Genomic DNA, 23273 nt, shown 5'->3' with positions numbered 1-23273 from the left:
AGATAAGACCTTATTTTCACTCAACCTGAAATAAGGTCTTTTCTAGAATATGAGCAGGCGGATCCTATAACATTCCCGCAATTTAATGTGTATAAAATTAAGATTATTGATATAATGGAGAATAGCCTAATTCGTTGAAGAGTATAAATGCAATTCTACTCCCACACAACTCATGTATATTCTCCAGGGAGGTTTTTTAATGAGTGAACAACAAAAGCCCCAAGTCCAGGAAATCAATATCAGTCAGGAAATGCGCACGTCTTTCTTAGACTATGCCATGAGTGTTATTGTTTCGCGGGCCCTTCCGGATGTAAGGGACGGTCTGAAGCCGGTGCATAGAAGAATATTGTACGCGATGAACGACCTTGGGATGACAAGTGACAAGCCATACAAAAAATCGGCGCGGATCGTCGGCGAAGTCATCGGTAAATATCACCCGCATGGTGACTCTGCCGTTTATGAAGCCATGGTCAGAATGGCGCAGGATTTTAACTATCGGTATATGCTTGTTCAAGGCCATGGAAACTTCGGTTCTGTCGACGGCGACTCCGCTGCGGCCATGCGTTATACAGAAGCAAGAATGTCGAAAATATCCATGGAAATCCTGCGAGACATTAATAAAGATACGATCGATTATCAGGACAACTATGACGGGTCTGAAAAAGAACCGGTTGTCATGCCTGCCAGATTTCCAAACCTGCTGGTCAACGGAGCTGCCGGGATTGCGGTAGGTATGGCGACGAATATCCCGCCACATCAGCTTGGTGAGATTATTGACGGGGTTTTAGCCGTCAGTAAAAACCCTGAAATCACGCTTCCGGAGTTGATGGACATCATTCCGGGACCGGATTTCCCGACAGCAGGGCTGATCATGGGCAGAAGCGGAATCCGCAAAGCTTATGAAACAGGAAGAGGTTCGATCACGATTCGGGCAAAGGCTCAAATCGAAGAAACATCCTCCGGCAAACAGGTCATCATTATTACGGAAATACCTTATCAGGTGAATAAAGCGAAACTGATCGAAAAAATCGCCGATCTTGTCCGCGATAAGAAAATCGAAGGGATAACAGATCTCCGTGATGAATCAGACCGAAACGGCATGAGGATCGTCATCGAGCTGAGACGAGACGCAAATGCAAATGTTCTGTTAAATAATTTGTACAAGCAGACGGCACTTCAAACATCATTTGGGATCAATCTTTTAGCGCTCGTCGATGGACAGCCGAAAGTCTTGAGTTTAAAGCAGTGTCTCGAGCATTATCTCGATCATCAAAAAGTCGTGATCAGAAGGCGTACGGCATTCGAACTTCGCAAAGCCGAAGCAAGAGCCCATATTCTCGAAGGCTTAAGAGTCGCTCTTGATCATCTTGATGAAGTCATTTCCTTAATCAGAAATTCACAAACGGCTGAAATTGCGAAAAACGGGTTAATCGAGAAATTCTCATTGACCGAAAAACAAGCGCAAGCCATTTTGGACATGCGTCTCCAGCGGTTAACAGGACTGGAGCGCGAAAAAATTGAAGAGGAATACCAAGACTTAATCAAACTGATCGCAGAATTGAAAGGGATCTTAGCGGACGAAGAAAAAGTTCTTGAAATCATCCGTGAGGAACTGACGGAAATTAAAGAGCGTTTTAATGATGAACGCCGTACAGAGATCGTGACATCAGGCCTTGAAACCATTGAAGACGAAGATCTCATTACGAGAGAAAACATCGTTGTCACATTGACTCATAACGGATACATCAAACGTCTTCCTTCTTCTACTTACCGCAGCCAGAAACGGGGCGGAAAAGGAATTCAAGGTATGGGGACAAACGAAGATGACTTCGTTGAGCACCTGATCTCCACATCTACGCATGATACGATTCTCTTCTTCTCAAACAAAGGGAAGGTATATCGTGCCAAGGGATATGAAATTCCTGAATTCGGCCGAACGGCAAAGGGAATTCCGATCATTAACCTGCTGGAAGTAGAAAAAGGGGAATGGATCAACGCGATTATTCCGGTGTCCGAGTTTGATGAAGAGTCATACCTGTTCTTTACGACAAAACACGGCATCTCCAAGCGCACGCCGCTGTCTCAATTCGCAAATATCCGCAACAACGGCTTGATTGCCTTAAGTCTCCGCGATGAAGATGAATTGATGGCCGTGCGTCTGACTGATGGGAATAAACAAATCATTATCGGAACGAAAAACGGTCTGCTCATCAGATTCCCTGAAACCGATGTAAGGCAGATGGGAAGAACCGCAGCCGGTGTGAAAGGAATCACACTGACAGATGATGATATGGTTGTCGGTATGGAGATTTTAGAAGAAGACTCTCATGTATTGATCGTCACGGAAAAAGGGTATGGAAAACTGACACCTGCTTCTGAGTACAGAACTCAAAGCCGTGGAGGAAAAGGGCTGAAAACCTGCAAAATCACGGAAAACAACGGTTCTCTTGTGACAGTTAAAGCAACGAGAGGAGAAGAAGATTTGATGATCATCACCGCCAGCGGAGTGATCATCCGGATGGATATTAACGATATTTCCATTACCGGCCGTGTAACACAGGGGGTTCGCCTCATTAGATTGGGTGAACAGGAGCATGTAGCGACAGTAGCCTTAGTCGAAAAAGATGAAGAAGAAGCCGCGACTGAATCAGAAGAAAATGAAGCGGATGAATCATAAATGAAATGCAGCCTGCGGGCTGCATTTTTTTATTGCCTTATTCGTTATAAGGTCTTTTCGATAAATGCATCATGTGTTATAATACTTCTTGGTCGCTTATATAAAAGCTAATAAAAACTTTTCGAAAAAAAGTGTTGACCGCTTGTCTATTAAATGTTATATTTAAGTGGTCGCCTTGAGAGCGGCAACGAAGTTCTTTGAAAACTAAACAAGACAAAACGTACCTGTTAATTCATTTTTATAAATCGCACATGCGAGTGTGCGTAGTCATTATCAAACTTTTCATGGAGAGTTTGATCCTGGCTCAGGACGAACGCTGGCGGCGTGCCTAATACATGCAAGTCGAGCGGACCGACGGGAGCTTGCTCCCTGAGGTTAGCGGCGGACGGGTGAGTAACACGTGGGTAACCTGCCTGTAAGACTGGGATAACTCCGGGAAACCGGGGCTAATACCGGATGCTTGATTGAACCGCATGGTTCAATCATAAAAGATGGCTTCGGCTACGCATCGTCGCCTTGGTGAGCCATTACCTCACCAACTAGCTAATGCGCCGCGGGTCCATCTGTAAGTGATAGCCGAAGCCATCTTTTATGATTGAACCATGCGGTTCAATCAAGCATCCGGTATTAGCCCCGGTTTCCCGGAGTTATCCCAGTCTTACAGGCAGGTTACCCACGTGTTACTCACCCGTCCGCCGCTAACCTCAGGGAGCAAGCTCCCATCGGTCCGCTCGACTTGCATGTATTAGGCACGCCGCCAGCGTTCGTCCTGAGCCAGGATCAAACTCTCCATAAATGGAACACAGATGAGTCTGTGTGACCTGCATCGTGCAGGCCTGTTTGATAATGACTACGCACACTCGCATGTGCGATTTATAAAAATGAATGAACAGGTACGTTTTGTCTTGTTTAGTTTTCAAAGAACTTCGTTGCCTCTCTCGAAGCGACTATAATATATTAACATCAATCTGATGTGTCGTCAATAACTTTTTTCAAAAAAAAAAATAATTCGTCATTAGCGACGAATATAAATTTAACACCTTTAAGAACAGATGTCAACAATAATTTAAACAGCGATAAATTGTTTAATTACGATGAGAGCCGCTACCCCCGGTACACCTAATAATCCGCTGACCCCCGTTGTCACAATATTAATCGGCACATGAATGCCAATGCTTTCTCCAAACAGATTTACACAAAACAACAACAGGGCGCCGATGATCAATCGAACGGCAATCGTCCCGATCCATTTTAAAGGTTTAAAGGCGGTCTTTGAAAAAAACAGCAGGGCAACCAAAGCCGCAATTGCCCCGATAATGATAACAGATCCCACGAACTCTCTCACTCCTCACCTTTTCTAGTACAAGCATATGAAGAGATTCACGTAAATAGACCTGCTACTTCCATCCGCCGATTCTTAAGTTTCTTTTTTTGGCTTCCCGCAAATAAAAAAAGTACTTTGCTTCAGCTACTTTCAACTCGTAGAGGACTTCAGCGGAAGGCTCAAGGCTGTTTTCAATCAGCCGCTGTTGCCTGTTCCATTCCTCTTTTTGCTGCATCAGCTGTTCAACCAGCTTGTTATCAAATTCTTTTCTAAGCTTCTTTGACCGCGTCATCAAATGCCAGGACATCGCTGATGATGCCGATCGGATCATTTTGATGCGCCGCCCAGTCCGGCTTGCTGCCTTCAACGAATAAGAAGAAACCGTCTTTATCCTTGGACAGCGTCTGAATCGATTTTTTCGTCATCTTGATTCCCGTTTGCCGCGAGCGTTTTGACTTCTCCGCCGAGGGTTTCCACCTCTTTTTCAAATGCCGCTTTGTCTTTGTACCAGCGCTCTTCTTTCAGCGTGTCGATCGCAAAGCCGACATATAATTTGTCAGAATCGGCAGTCAGCTTTACTTTTTCCTCTTTTTCAGCACTCTTTTGCACAGTATTGAACGAGCACCCCGCTGCGGCGAACAGCAGGCCGAACAAGACGAGCGCAAACAGTCCTCTTTTCAAATTTGCTGTCAACATGAAAACCTCCCATTTCATTGAAACATCACAGTTTAAACCGCTTGATCATCCCGTTCATCCGTTCGACCATTTCTCCGAGCAGGCGGGCGCTTTCATCCACTTTTTCAATGGAACCGCTTTGTCCATTGATTTTGGACCATTGCGATTGTGCTGACTGCCGGAACTGCTTTTTTAATGTGGCTGGGAGAACAAATTACGTCCCATGGAGTTGGTAATGGAATATCGATTATCATCTTCGCCGGTATCGTTGCCGGTATTCCGCAGACGGTCAATCAGATCTACGCTCAGCAGTTTACAGACGCTGGAGATCAGTTGTTCTTGCAAATCTTAAAGGTTGTCATCATATTGGTTGCGATTGTGGCGATTGTCGTTGGCGTGATTTTTATCCAACAGGCAGTAAGAAAAATCTCAATTCAATATGCGAAAGGTTCAGGCCGTTCACCGGTTCCTGGCGGTCAGTCAACACACTTGCCGCTGAAGGTTAACCCGGCGGGTGTTATTCCGGTTATCTTTGCTGTTTCGTTTATCATTACACCGCGGACCGTGGCTTCATTCTTTGGTACCAACGATGTGACGAACTGGATCCAAAAAACGTTTGATTACACGCATCCGGTTGGAATGGCGATCTATGCAGCACTGATGATAGCAACTGCATTTCCGATAACTGTATATAGTCCTAGTTTTCTTCCTGCCCAACATACGGCGAGGAATACTAAAATCCCAGATACTGTGTTACTAAGAAAAAATACTTGTCCAATTCCATGAAAGACCCCGTCTATTAAATTGACTTCACCTGCTGTCTTTAGTTCCCAGTGTGTTAAATCCTGAGGTACCAGGGCAGAACTTAATCTAATCCCTTTTAATTTGTATGAAGCTAATAATATAAACCATGTCAGGATAACAAAGGGGAATGTAAGAATTGGAACTTCGGTTCTTTTCGTAAAATGCATCATGGCGGCTGTGAAGATGGCTGCTGCGGCTGCCCCAATTAAAGCGATAAGCCACATGTAAGGGCCAGTTAAGAATGATGCCAATGCCATTCCAGTTAACACAGAATTATATCCTAACAAACCCTGATTTATATTCTTTTCATCTGCCGCCCCCAATTTCCCTGCTAAGGTGCCGATAATAGCGGACAACAGAGCAATTATGCCTAAATAATAAGAAGAAACAGTGATGGCTATCAGAATTAGAAAGCCGGTCATTACATTCTCAATCAGGATGACTTGAGAGATGCCTTTGAGAGAAGCTGTTATTAAAGGGAAAAACACCCCCTCGCTTAATAAATGATGCTTGTTTTTTTGCATCATGTATCATCTCCTTCTTTTCAACTTAAATATCTACAGTATATCATATGTAAATTTTTAAATATATAAATTGACATATATGTAAGAAATGATATACTCATTTCAAATGGAAGCGGGGAATCAAGTATATTTTCAGTTTGAATAACAGGTGGCCAATCTTATCCTGTATTTGTGAAGGTAAATCCAATGGTTTCCAGCATGGTTTTTTGGCAGTTGTCTCTTTGCACAACAGGCAGGAAACACTTGATTTTTAGGCGCTGTCAGGTCGGAAATATGAATATGAAGAAGAGAAATTGTTTGGTTTCTATGAAGATGAAGAATGATCTTAATATAAAAACCCACTTATAGAGTGGGTTTTTATATATTGTGGGAATATCAAAACAGCCGGACCATAAAGCACACTCTTTTCTTGTTGATGCAAAGAGCCCTCCGATCTTATTCTAACAGTGATGCATGCCATCCTCTCTCTTATAAGCCCTCGATCGATTAGTATCTGTCAGCTCCATGTGTCGCCACACTTCCACCTCAGACCTATCAGCCTGATCATCTTTCAGGGATCTTACTTCCTTAACGGAATGGGAAATCTCATCTTGAGGGGGGCTTCATGCTTAGATGCTTTCAGCACTTATCCCGTCCGCACATAGCTACCCCGGGGATAACAGGCTTATCTCCCCCAAGAGTCCACATCGACTGGGAGGTTTGGCACCTCGATGTCGGCTCATCGCATCCTGGGGCTGTAGTCGGTCCCAAGGGTTGGGCTGTTCGCCCATTAAAGCGGTACGCGAGCTGGGTTCAGAACGTCGTGGGACAGTTCGGTCCCTATCCGTCGCGGGCGTAGGAAATTTGAGAGGAGCTGTCCTTAGTACGAGAGGACCGGGATGGACGCACCGCTGGTGTACCAGTTGTTCTGCCAAGGGCATCGCTGGGTAGCTATGTGCGGACGGGATAAGTGCTGAAAGCATCTAAGCATGAAGCCCCCCTCAAGATGAGATTTCCCATTCCGTTAAGGAAGTAAGATCCCTGAAAGATGATCAGGTTGATAGGTCTGAGGTGGAAGTGTGGCTACACATGGAGCTGACAGATACTAATCGATCGAGGGCTTAACCAAATGAATGTCTTACGACACCGTTATCTAGTTTTGAGAGAACACCTCTCAAATAAGGTTTGGTGGCGATAGCGAAGAGGTCACACCCGTTCCCATGCCGAACACGGAAGTTAAGCTCTTCAGCGCCGATGGTAGTTGGGGGCTTCCCCCTGTGAGAGTAGGACGCCGCCAAGCAATGTAAAAGACCAGCTTTAAATAAGCTGGTCTTTTTTGTTATGGTGTCTTTTTTGCAAAAGGAGCTGAGCGATATAAAAGGGAAATTTCGTTTCAGCTATATGTAAAAACTGCTGAATGATGACATAGTCGTCGCTTGCACATTGAAGGAGAAGGTCATACCACCACTCCGTTTCATATCTGGCAATCATGCTGAGATTGTAAGCGATCAAATAATGAATCAATATTTCCGGAAGCTTTAAAAAGCGGTCGCGTTCGGCCGGGAAGAAATAGGTTTCGCTTTCTAAATCGAACAGCAGGCTGGTCGAAGTGCTTGGATGCACTTCTTTTTGCTCTGAAGAAAAACCTAAACAGCCCTTGTTTTTTTGCTGAAAAGTCCAGTTCAAATGATATTCGACATGTTCGATAAACCGTTCCGCTGACATGTTGTAAGCATTGGCGATACCTTCCGGCAGCCAGATGCGGTTTCCTTGAACTACCGCTTTCATCAAGGGATTTTCTTTTCTTTGAAATAAGAGAACTTTATTGATTTCCGGAATTTTCGCCAAGAGCTGTTTCATGCTAAAACGTTCATCTTCCAAGCCTTCCAACTGAAAAAGAGATTTGATGACATGCATGCATAGGCCATTTCGTTGGATTTTCACTTCATCCTCATAAAAACGGTAATTTTGTTTTTTTCGTTTTCTGGTGGTGACACCATGGGCAAGCACTGAAGTATGGCTTGGATATGAAGGATCTGTCGTTAACAGGCAGGCTTTCAGCAGCTGAGCCATTCCGTAAAACAATAGGATCGGCTTAATTTCCAGCGATGCAATCTCAGCTTGCTTATAAAAGGCTTCGGCATGTTTAAAGAAAAAAAATAAACCGCTCTCCATTTTTATACGAATTTCGTTTGGGATCCTCCATTTCTTGATTTTTATATACCAGCTCAAGAAAGTTTTGGGAGGTTTCGATGGAGTAAAACAGCTCTAATTCCTTCCATCCTTTATTTTGCATGAACTCCGCTCCCCTCATGGTTATTTTCTAAAAATTACAACTGTTTTCCGCTTTCTTGACAGTCGGTTTTCATATTGATAATCTACATATAATATTTTGCCGAAAAGAGGGGGATTTACTATGTGGGAAAGCAAATTTTCAAAAGAAGGCTTAACATTTGATGATGTACTGCTTGTTCCGGCGAAATCGGAAGTTCTTCCGCGCGACGTCGATTTATCGGTAGAGCTTACTTCATCACTTAAGCTGAATGTTCCAATTATCAGTGCAGGTATGGATACTGTCACAGAAGCTCAAATGGCCATCGCGATGGCAAGACAGGGCGGAATGGGCATCATCCATAAAAACATGTCAATTGAACAGCAGGCAGAACAGGTTGACAAAGTAAAACGTTCAGAGCGCGGCGTTATTACGAATCCATTTTTCCTGACACCTGAACACCAGGTTTTTGATGCAGAGCACTTAATGGGCAAATACAGAATTTCCGGTGTACCGATCGTTGACAACACCGAAGATCAAAAACTCGTTGGAATTATTACAAACCGCGATCTCCGATTTATTTCTGACTACTCTATGAAAATCAGCGATGTGATGACAAAAGAAGAGCTTGTCACAGCTCCTGTCGGCACTACATTGGATGAAGCTGAAAAAATTCTTCAGAAATATAAAATCGAAAAACTCCCTCTTTTAGATGATCAAGGTGTTTTAAAAGGACTTATCACGATCAAAGATATCGAAAAAGTGATTGAGTTCCCGAATTCAGCAAAGGATGTTCACGGACGTCTGCTTGTAGGCGCCGCTGTCGGAGTGACCGGCGATACGATGACGCGTGTCAGAAAGCTTGTTGAAGCCAATGTCGATGTCATTGTCGTCGATACGGCGCACGGGCATTCCCAAGGTGTTCTTGATACAGTCAGAAAAATCCGTGACACTTATCCGGAATTGAACATCATTGCCGGAAACGTCGCAACTGCCGAAGGCACAAAAGCGCTGATTGAAGCCGGCGCAAATGTTGTCAAAGTCGGTATCGGACCGGGATCTATTTGTACAACCCGTGTTGTGGCTGGTGTCGGTGTTCCGCAGGTGACTGCGGTTTATGACTGTGCGACTGAAGCGAGAAAACACGGTGCGGCCATTATTGCAGACGGCGGTATCAAGTATTCCGGAGATATTGTGAAGGCACTGGCTGCCGGAGGACATGCGGTTATGCTTGGAAGCCTCCTTGCCGGTACATCTGAAAGCCCGGGCGAGACGGAAATTTTCCAAGGCCGACGCTTTAAAGTATACCGCGGCATGGGTTCTGTCGCCGCGATGGAAAAGGGAAGCAAAGACCGCTACTTCCAAGAAGAAAATAAGAAGTTTGTCCCTGAAGGCATTGAGGGCCGGACTCCTTACAAAGGCCCTGTAGCTGATACGGTTTATCAGCTTGTCGGCGGCCTCAAATCCGGTATGGGCTACTGCGGAACAAAAGATTTGAATGCGCTGAGAGAAGATGCGCAATTCATCCGCATGACAGGTGCGGGACTGCGGGAAAGCCATCCTCACGATGTGCAAATTACCAAAGAATCGCCTAACTATACCATTTCCTAATCAAATATGACAAATATTAAACTGTAGACAGAGGCATACTCTGTCTATTTTTTTTTGCTTTATTATGATAAAATTTATAATGTTGTGTTTAAAAAATGCTTTAAGGCTTTGATATAGATTTTAGTCTGATGAAAAGCGGAGGTATCAAGATTTGAAAACCAAGAGATTTAAGCAGCTGATCATGTTTGTCGTTGCTTTTGCGGTGGCTGTGGGGGCATTTTCTCCAATGTCAAAAGCAAAAGCTGCAAATGATCCAATCAACGTAGATGCAAAAGCAGCAATATTGATAGAAGCGTCTTCAGGTAAAATTTTGTACAGTAAAAACGCGGATCAGCGTCTTCCCGTTGCCAGCATGGCCAAAATGATGACGGAGTATCTTCTTTTGGAAGCGATCCACGACGGCAAAGTAAAATGGGATCAAAAGTATACACCAGATGATTATGTGTATGAAATTTCCCAGGATCGTTCATTATCAAATGTCCCTCTTCGCAAAGACGGCTCATATACGGTAAAAGAGCTTTATCAGGCGACAGCGATCTATTCCGCCAACGGAGCGGCTATCGCACTTGCAGAAATCATTGCCGGCTCTGAATCCAACTTTGTAGAGCTTATGAACAAAAAAGCGAAAGAACTGGGCATGAAAAACTACAAATTCGTAAATGCTACAGGCTTGGAAAACAAAGATCTTCACGGCAAACATCCGAAAGGAACGAGCCCTGATGAAGAAAATGAATTATCAGCAAGAGACATGGCGCTTCTTGCCGATCATTTAGTGAATGACTATCCTGAAATCCTCGACACGGCGAGCATTGCAAAGACGAAGTTCAGAGAAGGCACAGACGATGAAATGGACATGCCGAACTGGAACTTCATGCTCAAAGGCCTTGTTGCAGAATATGATGGTGTTGACGGGCTGAAAACCGGATCAACAGATTCTGCCGGTTCATGCTTCACTGCGACGGCCAAAAGAAATGGTATGCGCGTGATTTCCGTCGTTCTCAATGCAAAAGGCGACCTACATACCGGCCGTTTTAAAGAAACGAAAAAAATGTTGAATTATGCCTTTAAACATTTCACAATGAAAGAGTTTTACGGAAAAGGCGAACAGGTGAAAGGCAATGAAACGATCAAAGTCGACAAAGGTAAGGAAACAGAAGTCGGCATCGTCACTGAAAAAGCCTTTTCAATGCCTGTGAAAAACGGAGAAGAAAAGAATTATAAGGCAAAAGTCACGCTGAACAAAGACGAACTGACCGCGCCTGTGAAAAAAGGCGAAAAAGTCGGAACCTTAACGGCAGTTTATAAGGGAGAAGAAAAGGATTACGGCTTTATCGGCAGCGATGTATCAGGCGTTCATTTAGTGACAAAAGAAGACGATGAGAAAGCAAACTGGTTTATTTTAACGATGCGGAGCATCGGCGGATTTTTCGCCGGTATTTGGAACAATATCGTTGAAATGGTAACCGGCTGGTTTTAATGGTAAAGAGCTCTATAATTAGGGCTCTTTATTGTCATATCATATGTACAACCCTAACGATTTGTGTTTAAAATAGAAATAATCTTCGTGTTTTTCCATATGATTTTGTGGAATTATAGGATACAATAAGATTAAATCTGAACATTCTATCATTGATTAGGAGGATCCTTGAAATGGCTCAAACAGGTACTGATCGTGTAAAACGCGGTATGGCAGAAATGCAGAAAGGCGGCGTCATTATGGACGTTGTCAATGCCGAACAAGCAAAAATCGCAGAAGAAGCAGGAGCTGTCGCCGTTATGGCGCTGGAACGCGTTCCGGCTGATATTCGTGCGGCCGGCGGTGTTGCCCGTATGGCTGACCCGACAATTGTCGAAGAAGTCATGAACGCCGTTTCAATTCCGGTCATGGCGAAAGCCCGTATCGGACATATCGTTGAAGCGCGTGTTCTCGAAGCTCTTGGCGTTGACTATATTGATGAAAGTGAAGTTTTGACTCCTGCGGATGAAGAATTTCATTTAAATAAAAATGAATACACTGTTCCTTTCGTGTGCGGCTGCCGTGACCTGGGAGAAGCGACGCGCCGGATCGCAGAAGGAGCTTCCATGCTGCGGACAAAAGGTGAGCCTGGAACAGGCAACATCGTTGAAGCCGTCCGCCATATGAGAAAAGTGAACGCGCAAGTGCGCAAAGTCGTTGGCATGAGTGATGATGAGCTGATGACAGAAGCGAAAAATCTCGGCGCTCCTTATGAGCTGTTGAAGCAAATTAAAGCGGAAGGACGTCTTCCGGTTGTCAACTTCGCTGCCGGCGGTGTGGCAACACCGGCTGATGCCGCGTTAATGATGGAACTCGGCGCAGATGGCGTATTCGTAGGATCAGGTATTTTCAAATCTGACAATCCTGCTAAATTTGCGAAAGCGATCGTTGAAGCGACGACGCATTATACAGATTACAAGCTGATTGCCGAGCTTTCAAAAGAGCTTGGAACGGCTATGAAAGGTATCGAAATCTCAAATCTGCTGCCAGAACAGCGTATGCAAGAGCGCGGCTGGTAAGTATGAAGGAGACGGATTGACATGCTGACAATTGGTGTACTTGGACTTCAGGGAGCAGTAAGGGAACATATTCGCTCAATTGAAGCATGCGGAGCGGCCGGAAAAGTCATTAAATGGCCGGAAGAACTAAAGGAAATCGACGGTTTGATTTTGCCTGGCGGCGAAAGCACGACGATGAGGCGCCTCATCGATACGTATCAGTTCATGCAGCCTCTTCAGGAGTTCGCCGCATCCGGAAAGCCGATGTTTGGAACTTGTGCGGGCCTGATTATCCTTGCAAAAAAAATCGCCGGGTCTGATGATGCTCACCTCGGGATTCTGGATGTAACGGTAGAGCGGAATTCCTTTGGAAGGCAAGTCGACAGCTTTGAGGCAGATTTAACCGTTAAAGGACTGGAAGAACCGTTCACAGGCGTATTTATCCGCGCCCCGCACATTTTGGAAGCCGGCGCTGATGTCGAAGTGCTTTCAGAGCATGACGGAAGAATTGTCGCAGCCAAACAGGGACATCTCCTCGGCTGTTCGTTCCATCCGGAGCTGACGGATGACCACAGAATGACAAAGCTGTTCATTGAGATGGCGGAAAAACACAGACAGGAAGCCGTCGTATAAAACGGTTGAAAGCTGTGAAAACTTGTAGTACATTTATAAGACAAAATAGATCGAAAAGCGTTGACAGGAAGCAGTAGGAAGCCGCTCTTTCCAAGAGAGCCGATGGTTGGTGCGAATCGGTGAAAGATGCTGTCCGAATCCATCCTTGAGCGAAATGCTGAACAAACTTAAAAGTAGGCATTTACGGGAGACCGTTATCAAAAGGAAGCGGAAAACAGGAACGGCACTGTCCTGTTTTCAATCAGGGTGGCAACGCGAGAGCTCTCGTCCCTTATATTTAGGGGACAAGGGCTCTTTTTTTCGGTCAAATCAGTAAAAAGGAGCGAGGCAGATGCTTGATGTGAAACTGCTGCGGGCAAATCTTGAGGAAATCAAACAAAAGCTTGCCCACAGGGGAGAAGATTTATCAGATTTTGATCAATTTGAGGAATTGGATGCAAAGAGAAGAGAATTGATCGTCAAAGTGGAAGAGCTGAAAGGAAAGCGTAATGAGGTATCTCAGCAGGTTGCCGCATTAAAGCGTGAGAAAAAAGATGCTGACCACCTCATTAAAGAAATGCGCGAAGTCGGTGAAGACATTAAAAAACTTGATGAAGAGCTGAGAACGGTCGAGTCTTCCCTTGATAAGATCATGCTGTCTATTCCGAACATCCCTCACGAGTCTGTTCCGGTCGGTGAGACTGAAGACGACAACGTGGAAGTTCGCAAATGGGGCGAACTTCCCGAATTTTCGTTTGAAGCGAAGCCTCATTGGGATATTGCCGATCAATTGGATATTCTCGATTTTGAGCGGGCCGGCAAGGTAACGGGAAGCCGTTTCGTTTTCTATAAAGGGCTCGGCGCCAGACTTGAACGTGCATTGTATAACTTTATGCTTGATCTCCACGTAGACGAGTACGGCTATACGGAAGTCATCCCGCCGTACATGGTGAACCGTGCAAGCATGACAGGCACCGGACAGCTGCCGAAATTTGAGGAAGATGCCTTTAAAATCAGAGAAGAAGATTATTTCTTAATTCCGACGGCGGAAGTGCCGATTACGAACCTGCATCGCGATGAAATTTTGTCAGCTGACGAGCTGCCGGTCAATTATGCGGCGTTCAGTGCGTGCTTCCGTTCAGAAGCAGGCTCAGCCGGCCGTGATACGCGCGGTTTGATTCGCCAGCACCAATTTAACAAGGTTGAACTGGTGAAATTTGTGAAGCCTGAGGATTCATATGAAGAGCTTGAAAAACTGACAAATCAAGCGGAGAAAGTTCTTCAGCTGCTTGAGCTTCCTTATCGTGTGATGAGCATGTGTACGGGCGATCTAGGGTTTACCGCTGCGAAAAAATACGATATCGAAGTATGGATTCCAAGCCAAAACACTTATCGTGAAATTTCATCTTGCAGTAACTTTGAAGCTTTCCAGGCCAGACGGGCGAATATCAGATTCAGAAGGGAAGCAAAAGGCAAGCCGGAGCATGTCCATACACTGAACGGCTCAGGCCTGGCGGTCGGCAGAACGGTCGCCGCATTATTGGAGAATTATCAGCAGGAAGACGGAAGTGTCGTCATTCCTAAAGTGCTGCGTCCATATATGGGAAACAGAGAAGTGATTAAAGCATAGGAAAAAGGTGCGTCAAGTACGCACCTTTTTTATTTAAGCGACCATACCGCAGCGATATTCCGCGCGCAGCGCTCCAAATATAGGCTTCCGTTGGCCAGGGAGTCCTCAAGGGATTGGATCCCCGGCACAATCGAGAAAAGAGCTGATATTCCTTTTTCATAAACGAGTTCACAGCCGTCGCCCAGCGAACCGGCGAAAGCGATGACGGGGATGCCTGCGGCGACAGCCCTTTTTGCGATTCCTGCGGGTGTTTTCCCATAGATGGTTTGACCGTCTATTTTTCCTTCGCCTGTAATGATAAGGTCTGCTCCTTTGATCCGTTCTGAAAAAGATAAGGTGTCCAAGACAATGTCAACACCGCTTTTTAATTCAGCTTGTAAAAAGGCGTACAAGCCTGCCCCGAGACCGCCTGCCGCGCCGGCGCCAGGGAGTGTATCAGCTTCGAGATGTAATTCGTCTCGGATCATTGCATCATAGTGTTTCAAATGCTGGTCCAAAAGAGCAACCATTTCACCAGTCGCTCCCTTTTGCGGACCGAAGACGGCGGATGCCCCGCGCGGCCCTGTCAGCGGATTATCGACATCACAAGCCGCTTCAAATTTGATTTGTTTTAATTTCGGATCAAGACCGCTCACATCAATGCGGGCAATGTCAGAAAGCGCTCCGCCTCCATCTCGGATTTCCTTTCCATTCGAGTCCAGAAATTTGACGCCGAGTGCGCTGGCCATCCCGGCTCCGCCGTCGTTTGTGGCGCTTCCGCCTAAACCGATGATGATTTTGGCCGCCCCTTTTTCCACGGCATCGATGATTAATTCTCCGGTTCCTCTTGTTGTCGTCTGGAGCGGGTTGCGCTGTGCTGGGGGAATGAGGTGAAGGCCAGATGCTTCCGCCATTTCAATGACGGCCGTTTTTCCGTCTCCGAGAAGCCCGTATGCCGCTTTCACCGGTGTCCCGAGAGGTCCTGTCACCTGTTTGTACATCAATTCCCCGCCCGTTGCGTCAACCAGAGCCTGAACGGTCCCTTCTCCGCCGTCGGCAACCGGAATTTTAATATATTCGGCATCTGGGAGCACAGCTTTAAAGCCTTTTTCAATGCTGGCGGCCGCTTCCGGCGATGTCATGCTTTCCTTGAATGAATCAGGTGCAATCACGATTTTCATAGCTTCTGCTCCTTTTTAAATAAAGAATTGAAAAATGCCAAAAATCAAGGTTGAGATGATCGTTAAAATCAAGCCGATGAGGGATTCGTACGGAATCAGTTTGAGCCGTTCTTTCATCGCCATGAATACACTGCCGCCTGTCGCATGAAAGAAACTTCCGTGGGGCATGTGATCAAGTACGGTAGCTCCGGCGTGTATCATCGCCGCCCCTGCGAGGCCGGCGACGCCAAGGTCAAGCAGAGTCGGACCGAATACACTGCTGGCAACTGCGGTACCTGCTGTTGTGGAAGCTGTCGCCATGGACATCAGCATGCCTGAAATCGGAGCTAAGAGAAACGACGGCAGACCCAAGCCGACAAGGGTGTCGGTAATGAAAGAATTGAGTTTGGAGTTGGCAATGATTCCTGCAAGGGTTCCAGTCCCGATCAGCATCACGGCAACGCCTGACATTTTCGACAGTCCTGAAGCGGCAAAATCCTTCAGTTTGCCCGCTTGTCCCGATGCGATCGCAGTGACGAGGCCTCCCGCCGGCAGAGCGATAATCGGATCAATCGTAATTCCTGCTGCAGGCCTTAAGGCGAGCAACAGGATGGACACCACCGGACCGCTGAGCGCCGCCCAAAATGCCGGCAGGTGTTGAGCCGTTTGGGTTTCAATCTCATTTGCAGCCACTTTTGTTCCTTTATTTGAAAGGCGTTTTGCCAGCAAGTAAGTGGCGCACAATCCGAAAACAGCGGGAATGATCCCGGCGGCCATCACGGATGTCAAAGGGACGTGAAAGGCATCTGAAGCGGCAATGGCATTAGGGTTTGGCGACATGATATTGCCCGCTTTCCCCCCGCCGATCATTGCCAACAGAATGGCCGCTTTGCTAATAAAGGTCCGTCTCGCGATCGCCAGGGCAATCGGAGCGACTGTGATGACAGCGACATCAACAAATACGCCGACCGTTGTTAAGATGGCCGTTGCCAATGTTAAGGCAAGCAGCGCCCTTTTTTCTCCGATCTTATTGACAATGGTTTCCGCAATCACTGCTGCGGAGCCGGATTGAATCAGAACGCCGGCGAGCACGCCTGCCGCCAAGATGCGGAGCACCGCAGGAATCATGTTTTTAGCACCTGCTATCATCAAATCCGTCGTCTCTATTAAATCTGCGCCGCCGATTAAGCCTCCGGTCAATGCGCCGATCATCATGCCGTAAGCCGGTGGGACTTTTTTCAGAATGAGAAAGATTGATATGGCTAATGCGCATAAGGCGCCTATTGCATTGATTTGAATATCCATGTGCATACCCTCCCTTACGTCCAATTGTAAACGCTTTCTGGGTAGGGGAGAATTGGTCAGGTATACGGATTTCGTTCTTTTATCCTATATTAAAATTGTTCATTTGCACAAAAGGGTGAAAAAAGCGTAATGGCTGTATACAGTTTGAATAGGTCGTCAAACCGTTTTGGATTGCACCCTGTCGCTATTTCAACCTTTCTCAACCGGTAGTTTAATGTGTTGCGGTGAATAAAGAGTCTTGATGAAGTTTCCCCAATTTCGCCGTTTTCTTCTATGTAGCAGAGGAGGGTATGGATTAATTCGCCTTTTTGATCTGCTTGGGAAAGGTGATCCCAGATGTTTCGAAAATGAATCTCCTGATCAGGATGCTCTATCTTTGATAATAAAACAGGAATCGCAAACTCTCGATAATCGAATAAACGACAACTGTTTTTAGCAATCTTGAGCGTTTGTTTTGCACTTTGATAGGAAAATGGCAGCTGCTGAAGCTGATCCGCCTGCTCGCCAAGCGCGCCTCTGATCGTTTTCCATTGGCTGAGCCAGCTGTTCCAAGATGAAAAGAGCTCTGACCTGCTTTTAGTGGGGACGCTTGCCAGAATAACTGCGATCTCTTTTAAAGAAATATTGGCGTACAAATCTTTCGCGGTTAAATGCTTTTCAAGTTTTTTAATAAATGCCGGTTTCATATCAGCTGATGGCAGTTCAAACACAAGACAAGTACGCTGGCCGTCTAGCGGTATGTTCAATCGCTCCGCTCGTTCAAGGAAGTCAAGGGATGCTAGATCAGCCCCCTGAATCATTTGGATGACCGTTTCTTCGCGAAGCCTTTGATCCCATGTCAGCTGTTTTGTTAAAAATGCCTGTTCGACAGTAAGCTCCGCCGCCATTTTAACAAGTTCCCCATAACGGCTGACTTCAGCAGGCGGCCCCGTGATTCCAATAACGCCGATTATTTCATCATGAAATACGATGGGAAGGTTAACGCCGGGTTTTGTGCCCGTTAAAGCCGAGCATTCTTCAGGCGTAATGCTGATAACCTTTTCAGCTGCAAGTGCATCCTTCGCTCCAGCGTGTTCATCACCGATTCTCGAGCGGTCTCCTGAAGCGATGATAACCCCGTTTTCATCCATCATATTAATGTTGTGCCGAATAATCGACATGGTTCTGTCGACAATTTCCGCCGCCAATTCTTTTGATAGGTAATTCATTTCATCATGCTCCCGCCTAAGATCGTTTTTTAAATGGTGATTGTTCCGCCGATCCGGCCTTTTATGAATGGCTTTAAGACCGATATTTCGTCTGTCGTCTATATGATATGGAGCCGTTTAAAATAGAATAAGCAAATAAATCGCCATTGCCCGCATCTGCTATAAATAACAGATAATCAAACGGCTTAAAACAGTCGGTACCTCTCAGGTCTCGATTCTCTTCTATTATTCTGTCTGCAGGCCAAATGAGATGATCCCCGAATGTATCATTGATCCCATCTGTCATTTTTAAGAGGCTGACCAGTTCATCAGGGAAAGAGACGCCGAGGAGTTCTTCTGTTTTCTGTTTCAATAGGTCTGTTCAGCGTGTAAGCTTGAGGCAAACGACTTATAAAATGTTTCCACAATGCCATCGCCCTTTGCGTTTATCATCATTTTTGCATATAATGAGAAGGGTGAACAATAAAATAAATTTTTTATTAAAAAATCCCTTGACTTAAAAAGATAGGACATGTTATATTAATTCTTGTCGATACGGAGGAATACCCAAGTCTGGCTGAAGGGATCGGTCTTGAAAACCGACAGGGGTGTCAAAGCCCGCGGGGGTTCGAATCCCTCTTCCTCCGCCATTATTGATTTGCATTTTAGTGATTGACTAAGCATAAATTGGAGATTGTGTTGCCGCTGCCTGGATAGGGCGGCGGTTTTTTTGTATATTTTTCAGGAAAAGAGCGGAAAAAAACCGCTCTTTTTTTGATGTCTATCTTTGAATGGCTTCGCTTATTTTTTCAATGATCGGGTCTAGTGAGGCGGAATTGTTGAACAGATCGTAGTCGTCGATATTGACCCTTACGACAGGGCAGGCATTAAAGCCGCTGATCCAGTTTTCGTACCTTGTGTACATTTCCTTCCAGTAAGATCGGTCAGTCTGCAGTTCCATCTCCCTTCCGCGTTTTTGGATGCGGTCGAGAATTGATTCCAAATCGCCCTCCAAATATACTAAGACGTCAGGGCGGGGGAAGTACGGTGTCATGACCATCGCTTCGAACAGGCTTGTATAGGTCTTATAGTCGACTTTTGACATTGTTCCTTTATCGGCGTGCATCTTGGCGAAAATCCCTGTGTCTTCATAAATCGAACGGTCTTGGACAAAGCCGCCGCCTGATTCAAAAATATATTTCTGTTCTTTAAAGCGTTCCGCCAAAAAGAAAATCTGTAAATGAAAGCTCCAGCGTTCAAAGTCATGATAAAAAGCTTCCAAATAAGGGTTGTTTACCACTTCTTCAAGAGATGTTTTAAATCCGAGTCTTTTTGCCAGCTCTTTTGTTAAAGTCGATTTCCCGACTCCTACCGTTCCTGCAACAGTAATAATGGCGTCACTTGGAATATGATGTACACTCATCGAATATACTCCTTTACTTGATCGGCAATCCGCTTAAAAACGGCTTCCGATAAAACAAAATCTTCTTGATCTCCATTGATTTCGATAATGGGCAGCGATGGATCGGCTTCTTTGATGTGTCTGATCGCAGCGTCATAATCCTTGATCAGCTGCTCCAAATAATGCTTGTCCATTTGCTGTTCAAACGGCCGTCCGCGCTTTTTGATCCGCTTTAACAATGTCGGAAGGCTTGCCCGGATATAGATGATCATGTTCGGTTTCGGCAAATCCTCTGTCAAGAGCCCGTAAATTTTTCTGTATTTCTCCAGCTTTTGGCCGTCCAGTGTCCGCTCCGCAAAAATCAGGTTTTTATAAATATGGTAATCCGAGATGACGGGCTTGTTGTTATGTAAATACTTTTTCTCGGTATCTTCAAGCTGCTTATAGCGATTGCAGAGGAAAAACATTTCCAGCTGAAAGCTCCACTCATCTTTATCCTCGTAAAATTTGTCTAGAAAAGGGTTCTCTTCGACAATTTCTTTGACTAGTGACAATGAGAGTGTTTCTGAAAGCATGCAGGCCAATGTTGTTTTTCCCGCCCCGATGGGACCTTCGACAGCGATGAAAGGGGCTGTATTCATAGATGTCCTCCTACTTTTAGAAAAGTCGTTTGCTTTTGATTTTAACCATTCATATTGTATCACATCATCCTCTTTCGACATGAAAAAAACGTTCCGTTAACTTGGGAACGTCCTTTTCACAATGTTAAATTGATCACCAAGCAAAAGCCAGTTCTGCGGGAATGACAGGCCGAGCTTCCAATAGCTGATTCCTCTTAAGTTTAATTCTTTGATCAAATCGAATTTCGCCTGGATGGATCTCGCATCTTCAAACCAGACTTCATGCCGCTTGCCCGCTTTGTCTGTATAGCGGAAAAAGGGTGCCTGGGCTGTTTCGTCAAACGATATGGCCGCATTATTTTCGCTTGCGATTTGTATCGCCTGCTGCGGACTGATGGCTCTGGCCAATTCCCCTCCGGGAGTATACGGAAGAGTCCAATCATAGCCGTACAGGTTTTGTCCCATGACAATTTTATTGGCGGGCATTTCTGTGAGCGCGTACTCGATAACATCCCGTACAGGCCCGATCGGCGACACCGCCATTGGCGGACCTCCGCTGTACCCCCATTCATATGTCATCAGCACGACAAAATCGACAATTTGACCGTGCGCCCGGTAGTCGTGGGCTTCATACCATTGTCCCGGCTGATCGGCTCTTGTTTTCGGCGCGAGGGCGGTTGAGATCAACCAACCTTCCCGTCTGAAACGATCCCGGGCTTCCCGAAGAAATTGATTATATGCTTCTCTATCCTCCGGCCTTAAGTATTCAAAGTCAAAATGAATGTCTTTGAAACCGTATCTCCTGGCGGCGGCCACAATGTTATTCAGCAATCTGTTTTTGACATTCTCGTCCCTCAAGATGATCCTGCCGAGCTCAGCGCTGAATGCTTCATTTTCAAGATTGGTCACAATCATCATCATGGTCGTCCGCTGTCTGTCGGCAATTTCTTTTAAACCGTTGAGCGGCGGTTCTTCAAGTGTGCCGTCCCGTTTTGCCTGAAAGCTGAAAGCGCCGAGATATGTCAGGTATGGCACCGCCTCTCTTGCCGCCTGCTGAAGAGCGGGGCTGACCGTTTCTCCGCGGGGTTCTATATAAGCGTTTGATTCGATGTTCCGCTTTGGCCGCGGAGGGATGTACAGCAGTATTCCGACAGGCAAAACGGCGGTGATCAGAATGCGGTTGATTCTGGCCAGTTCAGCAGGGGGGATATTAAAGCGCGCCGCAATCGATGCCAGTGTATCTCCTTGTCTGACTTCATAAAATTGGCCGGCAATCGGGATGACGATGGTTTGTCCGACCACAAGCCGATTTGGATTGGGAATTTCATTTGTTTCGACAATTTCATTGACCGTCGTCCTGTACCGGTTCGCAATTCTATATAGGGTATCGCCTCTTTGCACGACATAAATCTGAATGGAAAACGCCTCCTTTCTCATTGCTACCAATATATGAGGAAAGGAAGTGTTTCATGCTCTAAGTTTTCCTCATGAGATTTTGGGCGGTGGTGATATTGGCAAACAGGACATTCTCCATCATCGTCACTGCATATCGGTTATCTTTTTCATGATTTGAAGCAATGCAATCGCGAGGGATCGTGATTTTATATTCACGCATATAGGCGTCATTTGCTGTGAAAAGTACGCAAATATTGCCGGCGATTCCCGTAATGATTAAATGATTGATATGAAGTTCATTTAATAATGTTTCAAGAGCGGTTCCGTAAAAGGCCGAGTGTTTCGGCTTGATTAAAAAATAGTCGCTTTCTGTGGGCGCGAGCTGTTTAATGATGTTTTCACTTTTGCCATTCTTGCATTTCTTTATAATGGCAGCAATATCCGCTTGCCAAATTCCGAAATGGTCATTAATGTAGATGATAGGCCAATTGATATGTTCGGCATGTTTTTTTAGAGCCAGAATATTGTCGGCTATCTCCTCCGTTTTTTTGGAAAGTGTGTGACCCATATCGAAATGAAAATCATTGATGATGTCTACAATAATGAGTGCGGTATCTGAAGTGGACAAGGCCGCTTTGTCTCCTTTCAGGTTCATATTTCATTTCTATATGTTAGCCTTTCTTGATGGGGAAAAAACATTGAAAGAGTGCATGCAGATGACACAAGACGAGCTTTATATGAAGGAAGCGATCCGCGAAGCGAAAAAAGCTGAAGAAAAAGGAGAGGTGCCGATCGGCGCCGTGCTGGTTCTGGATGGCGAAATCATTGCCCGTGCCCATAACTTAAGGGAGACGGAACAAAGGTCGCTTGCACACGCGGAGATGCTTGTCATTGACGAAGCGTGCAGGAAGCTGGGAACCTGGCGGCTTGAAAGAGCGGTGCTTTACGTGACGCTTGAGCCCTGTCCGATGTGTGCCGGAGCGGCTGTGCTTTCCCGGATCGATAAAGTAGTATTCGGCGCATTCGACCCAAAAGGCGGCTGTGCAGGTACTTTAATGAACCTTCTTGAGGAGGAGCGGTTTAATCATCAGGCAGAAGTGGTCAGCGGTGTAATGGAAGAGGAATGCGGCCGGCTGCTCAGCGATTTTTTCCAGCGTCTTCGCGCAAAAAAGAAAGCGGAAAAGCAAAACAAACCGCAATGACGGATATTTGCAATTTAGGATGAAACAAGTTATACTAATGAGTGCGTCACAAGCAGACGCATGATAATTTGATATTTATTTTGCCGTGCTAAGCGGGGAGGTAGCGGTGCCCTGTACTCGCAATCCGCTCGAGCGAGGCCGAACTCCTTTCTCGAGGTTCGTTTACTTTAAGGTCTGCCTTAAGCAAGTGGTGTTGACGCTTGGGTCCTGCGCAATGGGAATCCATGAACCATGTCAGGTCCGGAAGGAAGCAGCATTAAGTGGAACCTTCCATGTGCCGCAGGGTTGCCTGGGCTGAGCTAACTGCTTAAGTAACGCTTAGGGTAGCGAATCGACAGAAGGTGCACGGTAAATCAATCATCAAATTAAAGACTCATCTATTTAAAGATAGATGAGTTTTT

19 protein-coding genes, 1 tRNA gene, 1 rRNA gene, 1 other RNA gene, 3 pseudogenes and 4 other annotated features are annotated in these 23273 nt (G+C 45.7%); of the genes and pseudogenes, 11 read left to right on the top strand and 14 right to left on the bottom strand.

The window, feature by feature from the left end; genetic code table 11:
• Window positions 1-199 precede the first annotated feature (199 nt).
• Window positions 200-2677 (top strand): DNA gyrase subunit A, encoded by a 2478-nt coding sequence (gyrA, locus tag M654_RS00505; protein WP_026589497.1) that lies wholly within the window; start codon window positions 200-202, stop codon window positions 2675-2677.
• Between the two features lie 328 nt (window positions 2678-3005).
• Window positions 3006-3426: a sequence feature (most likely nonfunctional fraction of RNA operon), on the bottom strand.
• Between the two features lie 317 nt (window positions 3427-3743).
• Here the strand turns inward: gyrA and M654_RS00500 are convergent.
• From M654_RS00500 to M654_RS00485, 4 genes and pseudogenes are all read right to left on the bottom strand, one after another.
• The gene (locus M654_RS00500; protein WP_026586113.1) at window positions 3744-4010 is read right to left on the bottom strand and encodes a pro-sigmaK processing inhibitor BofA family protein; all 267 of its coding nucleotides are present in this window, start codon (window positions 4008-4010) and stop codon (window positions 3744-3746) included.
• A gap of 64 nt (window positions 4011-4074) precedes the next feature.
• On the bottom strand, window positions 4075-4293 hold the full coding sequence (locus M654_RS00495; protein ID WP_163170574.1) for a YaaL family protein: 219 nt from the start codon (window positions 4291-4293) through the stop codon (window positions 4075-4077).
• Window positions 4274-4432 (bottom strand): annotated as a pseudogene (locus M654_RS00490) (alkaline phosphatase); the annotation flags it as partial. The pseudogene M654_RS00490 and the gene M654_RS00495, both read right to left, overlap by 20 nt.
• Window positions 4389-4697, bottom strand: a complete 309-nt coding sequence (locus M654_RS00485; RefSeq protein ID WP_236251178.1) for a hypothetical protein — start codon at window positions 4695-4697, stop codon at window positions 4389-4391. The gene M654_RS00485 and the pseudogene M654_RS00490, both read right to left, overlap by 44 nt.
• Before the next feature lie 138 nt (window positions 4698-4835).
• On the opposite strand from M654_RS00485, the pseudogene M654_RS00480 reads away from it, so the two are divergent.
• Window positions 4836-5354: pseudogene (locus tag M654_RS00480) on the top strand (preprotein translocase subunit SecY); the annotation flags it as partial.
• Here M654_RS00480 and M654_RS00475 read toward each other — a convergent pair.
• Window positions 5324-5902, bottom strand: a complete 579-nt coding sequence (locus tag M654_RS00475; protein WP_236251234.1) for an urea transporter — start codon at window positions 5900-5902, stop codon at window positions 5324-5326. The pseudogene M654_RS00480 and the gene M654_RS00475 overlap by 31 nt on opposite strands.
• Before the next feature lie 580 nt (window positions 5903-6482).
• Window positions 6483-6822 (top strand) — a sequence feature (most likely nonfunctional fraction of RNA operon).
• Between the two features lie 15 nt (window positions 6823-6837).
• Window positions 6838-7100: a sequence feature (23S ribosomal RNA rRNA prediction is too short), on the top strand.
• Window positions 7101-7167: 67 nt separating this feature from the next.
• Here M654_RS00475 and rrf point away from each other — a divergent pair.
• Window positions 7168-7283: ribosomal RNA gene (gene rrf, locus M654_RS00470) — 5S ribosomal RNA — on the top strand.
• 17 nt (window positions 7284-7300) lie between these two features.
• Here rrf and M654_RS00465 read toward each other — a convergent pair.
• Window positions 7301-8279 (bottom strand): annotated as a pseudogene (locus tag M654_RS00465) (YaaC family protein).
• Window positions 8280-8399: 120 nt separating this feature from the next.
• On the opposite strand from M654_RS00465, the gene guaB reads away from it, so the two are divergent.
• The 5 genes from guaB to serS all read left to right on the top strand — a co-directional run bounded on the left by guaB (window position 8400) and on the right by serS (window position 14622).
• Window positions 8400-9866 (top strand): IMP dehydrogenase, encoded by a 1467-nt coding sequence (gene guaB / locus M654_RS00460; RefSeq protein ID WP_026586096.1) that lies wholly within the window; start codon window positions 8400-8402, stop codon window positions 9864-9866.
• 181 nt (window positions 9867-10047) lie between these two features.
• On the top strand, window positions 10048-11343 hold the full coding sequence (locus M654_RS00455) for a D-alanyl-D-alanine carboxypeptidase family protein (RefSeq protein ID WP_442858859.1): 1296 nt from the start codon (window positions 10048-10050) through the stop codon (window positions 11341-11343).
• Window positions 11344-11516: 173 nt separating this feature from the next.
• Window positions 11517-12401: a pyridoxal 5'-phosphate synthase lyase subunit PdxS gene (pdxS, locus tag M654_RS00450; protein ID WP_026586098.1), complete on the top strand. Its 885-nt coding sequence runs from the start codon at window positions 11517-11519 to the stop codon at window positions 12399-12401.
• 21 nt (window positions 12402-12422) lie between these two features.
• Window positions 12423-13013: a pyridoxal 5'-phosphate synthase glutaminase subunit PdxT gene (gene pdxT / locus M654_RS00445; RefSeq protein ID WP_026586099.1), complete on the top strand. Its 591-nt coding sequence runs from the start codon at window positions 12423-12425 to the stop codon at window positions 13011-13013.
• A 51-nt stretch (window positions 13014-13064) separates the two neighbouring features.
• Window positions 13065-13288 (top strand) — a binding site (T-box leader).
• A gap of 56 nt (window positions 13289-13344) precedes the next feature.
• Complete coding sequence (gene serS / locus M654_RS00440) at window positions 13345-14622, top strand: serine--tRNA ligase (RefSeq protein WP_026586100.1); 1278 nt, start codon at window positions 13345-13347, stop codon at window positions 14620-14622.
• Between the two features lie 29 nt (window positions 14623-14651).
• Here serS and M654_RS00435 read toward each other — a convergent pair whose 3' ends face one another.
• From M654_RS00435 to M654_RS00420, 4 genes are all read right to left on the bottom strand, one after another.
• Window positions 14652-15782 (bottom strand): glycerate kinase, encoded by a 1131-nt coding sequence (locus tag M654_RS00435; RefSeq protein ID WP_026586101.1) that lies wholly within the window; start codon window positions 15780-15782, stop codon window positions 14652-14654.
• A gap of 15 nt (window positions 15783-15797) precedes the next feature.
• Window positions 15798-17066 carry a GntP family permease gene (locus M654_RS00430; RefSeq protein WP_026586102.1) on the bottom strand — a complete coding sequence of 423 codons (1269 nt, stop codon included), beginning with the start codon at window positions 17064-17066 and terminating at the stop codon, window positions 15798-15800.
• A gap of 89 nt (window positions 17067-17155) precedes the next feature.
• On the bottom strand, window positions 17156-18274 hold the full coding sequence (locus tag M654_RS00425) for a CdaR family transcriptional regulator (protein WP_026586103.1): 1119 nt from the start codon (window positions 18272-18274) through the stop codon (window positions 17156-17158).
• A gap of 73 nt (window positions 18275-18347) precedes the next feature.
• Complete coding sequence (locus M654_RS00420; protein WP_236251179.1) at window positions 18348-18626, bottom strand: SMI1/KNR4 family protein; 279 nt, start codon at window positions 18624-18626, stop codon at window positions 18348-18350.
• A 184-nt stretch (window positions 18627-18810) separates the two neighbouring features.
• On the opposite strand from M654_RS00420, the gene M654_RS00415 reads away from it, so the two are divergent.
• Window positions 18811-18903, top strand: a tRNA-Ser gene (locus tag M654_RS00415).
• A gap of 131 nt (window positions 18904-19034) precedes the next feature.
• Here M654_RS00415 and dck read toward each other — a convergent pair.
• From dck to M654_RS00395, 4 genes are all read right to left on the bottom strand, one after another.
• A complete protein-coding gene (dck, locus tag M654_RS00410; RefSeq protein ID WP_026586104.1) occupies window positions 19035-19676 on the bottom strand; it encodes a deoxyadenosine/deoxycytidine kinase in 642 nt (213 codons plus the stop codon).
• Window positions 19673-20296: a deoxynucleoside kinase gene (locus M654_RS00405; RefSeq protein WP_026586105.1), complete on the bottom strand. Its 624-nt coding sequence runs from the start codon at window positions 20294-20296 to the stop codon at window positions 19673-19675. The genes dck and M654_RS00405 overlap by 4 nt, the downstream gene beginning before the upstream one ends.
• Before the next feature lie 96 nt (window positions 20297-20392).
• Complete coding sequence (locus tag M654_RS00400; protein ID WP_035427951.1) at window positions 20393-21712, bottom strand: glycosyl hydrolase family 18 protein; 1320 nt, start codon at window positions 21710-21712, stop codon at window positions 20393-20395.
• A 37-nt stretch (window positions 21713-21749) separates the two neighbouring features.
• Window positions 21750-22298, bottom strand: coding sequence for a cysteine hydrolase family protein (locus M654_RS00395; RefSeq protein ID WP_026586107.1), 549 nt, complete (start codon window positions 22296-22298; stop codon window positions 21750-21752).
• An 88-nt stretch (window positions 22299-22386) separates the two neighbouring features.
• Here M654_RS00395 and tadA point away from each other — a divergent pair, with 88 nt between their 5' ends.
• Window positions 22387-22872, top strand: a complete 486-nt coding sequence (gene tadA, locus M654_RS00390; protein WP_026586108.1) for a tRNA adenosine(34) deaminase TadA — start codon at window positions 22387-22389, stop codon at window positions 22870-22872.
• Window positions 22873-22955: 83 nt separating this feature from the next.
• Window positions 22956-23221: signal recognition particle sRNA large type (gene ffs / locus M654_RS00385), an RNA gene on the top strand.
• Window positions 23222-23273 lie beyond the last annotated feature (52 nt).

The sequence above is a fragment of the Bacillus sp. NSP9.1 genome (assembly GCF_000465465.2).
Lineage (GTDB): Bacteria > Bacillota > Bacilli > Bacillales > Bacillaceae > Bacillus > Bacillus sonorensis_A.
This window is presented reverse-complemented; position numbering and strand designations above follow the sequence as displayed.

Excerpts from the sequence above, each read along its gene's own strand:
- pdxT (WP_026586099.1), top strand. The coding sequence starts at position 12,423 with ATGCTGACAATTGGTGTACTTGGACTTCAGGGAGCAGTAAGGGAACAT.
- M654_RS00425 (WP_026586103.1), bottom strand. The coding sequence starts at position 18,274 with ATGAATTACCTATCAAAAGAATTGGCGGCGGAAATTGTCGACAGAACC.
- M654_RS00400 (WP_035427951.1), bottom strand. The coding sequence starts at position 21,712 with ATGAGAAAGGAGGCGTTTTCCATTCAGATTTATGTCGTGCAAAGAGGC.
- M654_RS00430 (WP_026586102.1), bottom strand. The coding sequence starts at position 17,066 with ATGGATATTCAAATCAATGCAATAGGCGCCTTATGCGCATTAGCCATA.
- M654_RS00475 (WP_236251234.1), bottom strand. The coding sequence starts at position 5,902 with ATGACCGGCTTTCTAATTCTGATAGCCATCACTGTTTCTTCTTATTAT.
- dck (WP_026586104.1), bottom strand. The coding sequence starts at position 19,676 with ATGAGTGTACATCATATTCCAAGTGACGCCATTATTACTGTTGCAGGA.
- pdxS (WP_026586098.1), top strand. The coding sequence starts at position 11,517 with ATGGCTCAAACAGGTACTGATCGTGTAAAACGCGGTATGGCAGAAATG.
- M654_RS00495 (WP_163170574.1), bottom strand. The coding sequence starts at position 4,293 with ATGACGCGGTCAAAGAAGCTTAGAAAAGAATTTGATAACAAGCTGGTT.
- M654_RS00485 (WP_236251178.1), bottom strand. The coding sequence starts at position 4,697 with ATGTTGACAGCAAATTTGAAAAGAGGACTGTTTGCGCTCGTCTTGTTC.
- M654_RS00455 (WP_442858859.1), top strand. The coding sequence starts at position 10,048 with ATGTTTGTCGTTGCTTTTGCGGTGGCTGTGGGGGCATTTTCTCCAATG.
- gyrA (WP_026589497.1), top strand. The coding sequence starts at position 200 with ATGAGTGAACAACAAAAGCCCCAAGTCCAGGAAATCAATATCAGTCAG.
- M654_RS00405 (WP_026586105.1), bottom strand. The coding sequence starts at position 20,296 with ATGAATACAGCCCCTTTCATCGCTGTCGAAGGTCCCATCGGGGCGGGA.
- serS (WP_026586100.1), top strand. The coding sequence starts at position 13,345 with ATGCTTGATGTGAAACTGCTGCGGGCAAATCTTGAGGAAATCAAACAA.
- M654_RS00435 (WP_026586101.1), bottom strand. The coding sequence starts at position 15,782 with ATGAAAATCGTGATTGCACCTGATTCATTCAAGGAAAGCATGACATCG.
- guaB (WP_026586096.1), top strand. The coding sequence starts at position 8,400 with ATGTGGGAAAGCAAATTTTCAAAAGAAGGCTTAACATTTGATGATGTA.
- tadA (WP_026586108.1), top strand. The coding sequence starts at position 22,387 with ATGACACAAGACGAGCTTTATATGAAGGAAGCGATCCGCGAAGCGAAA.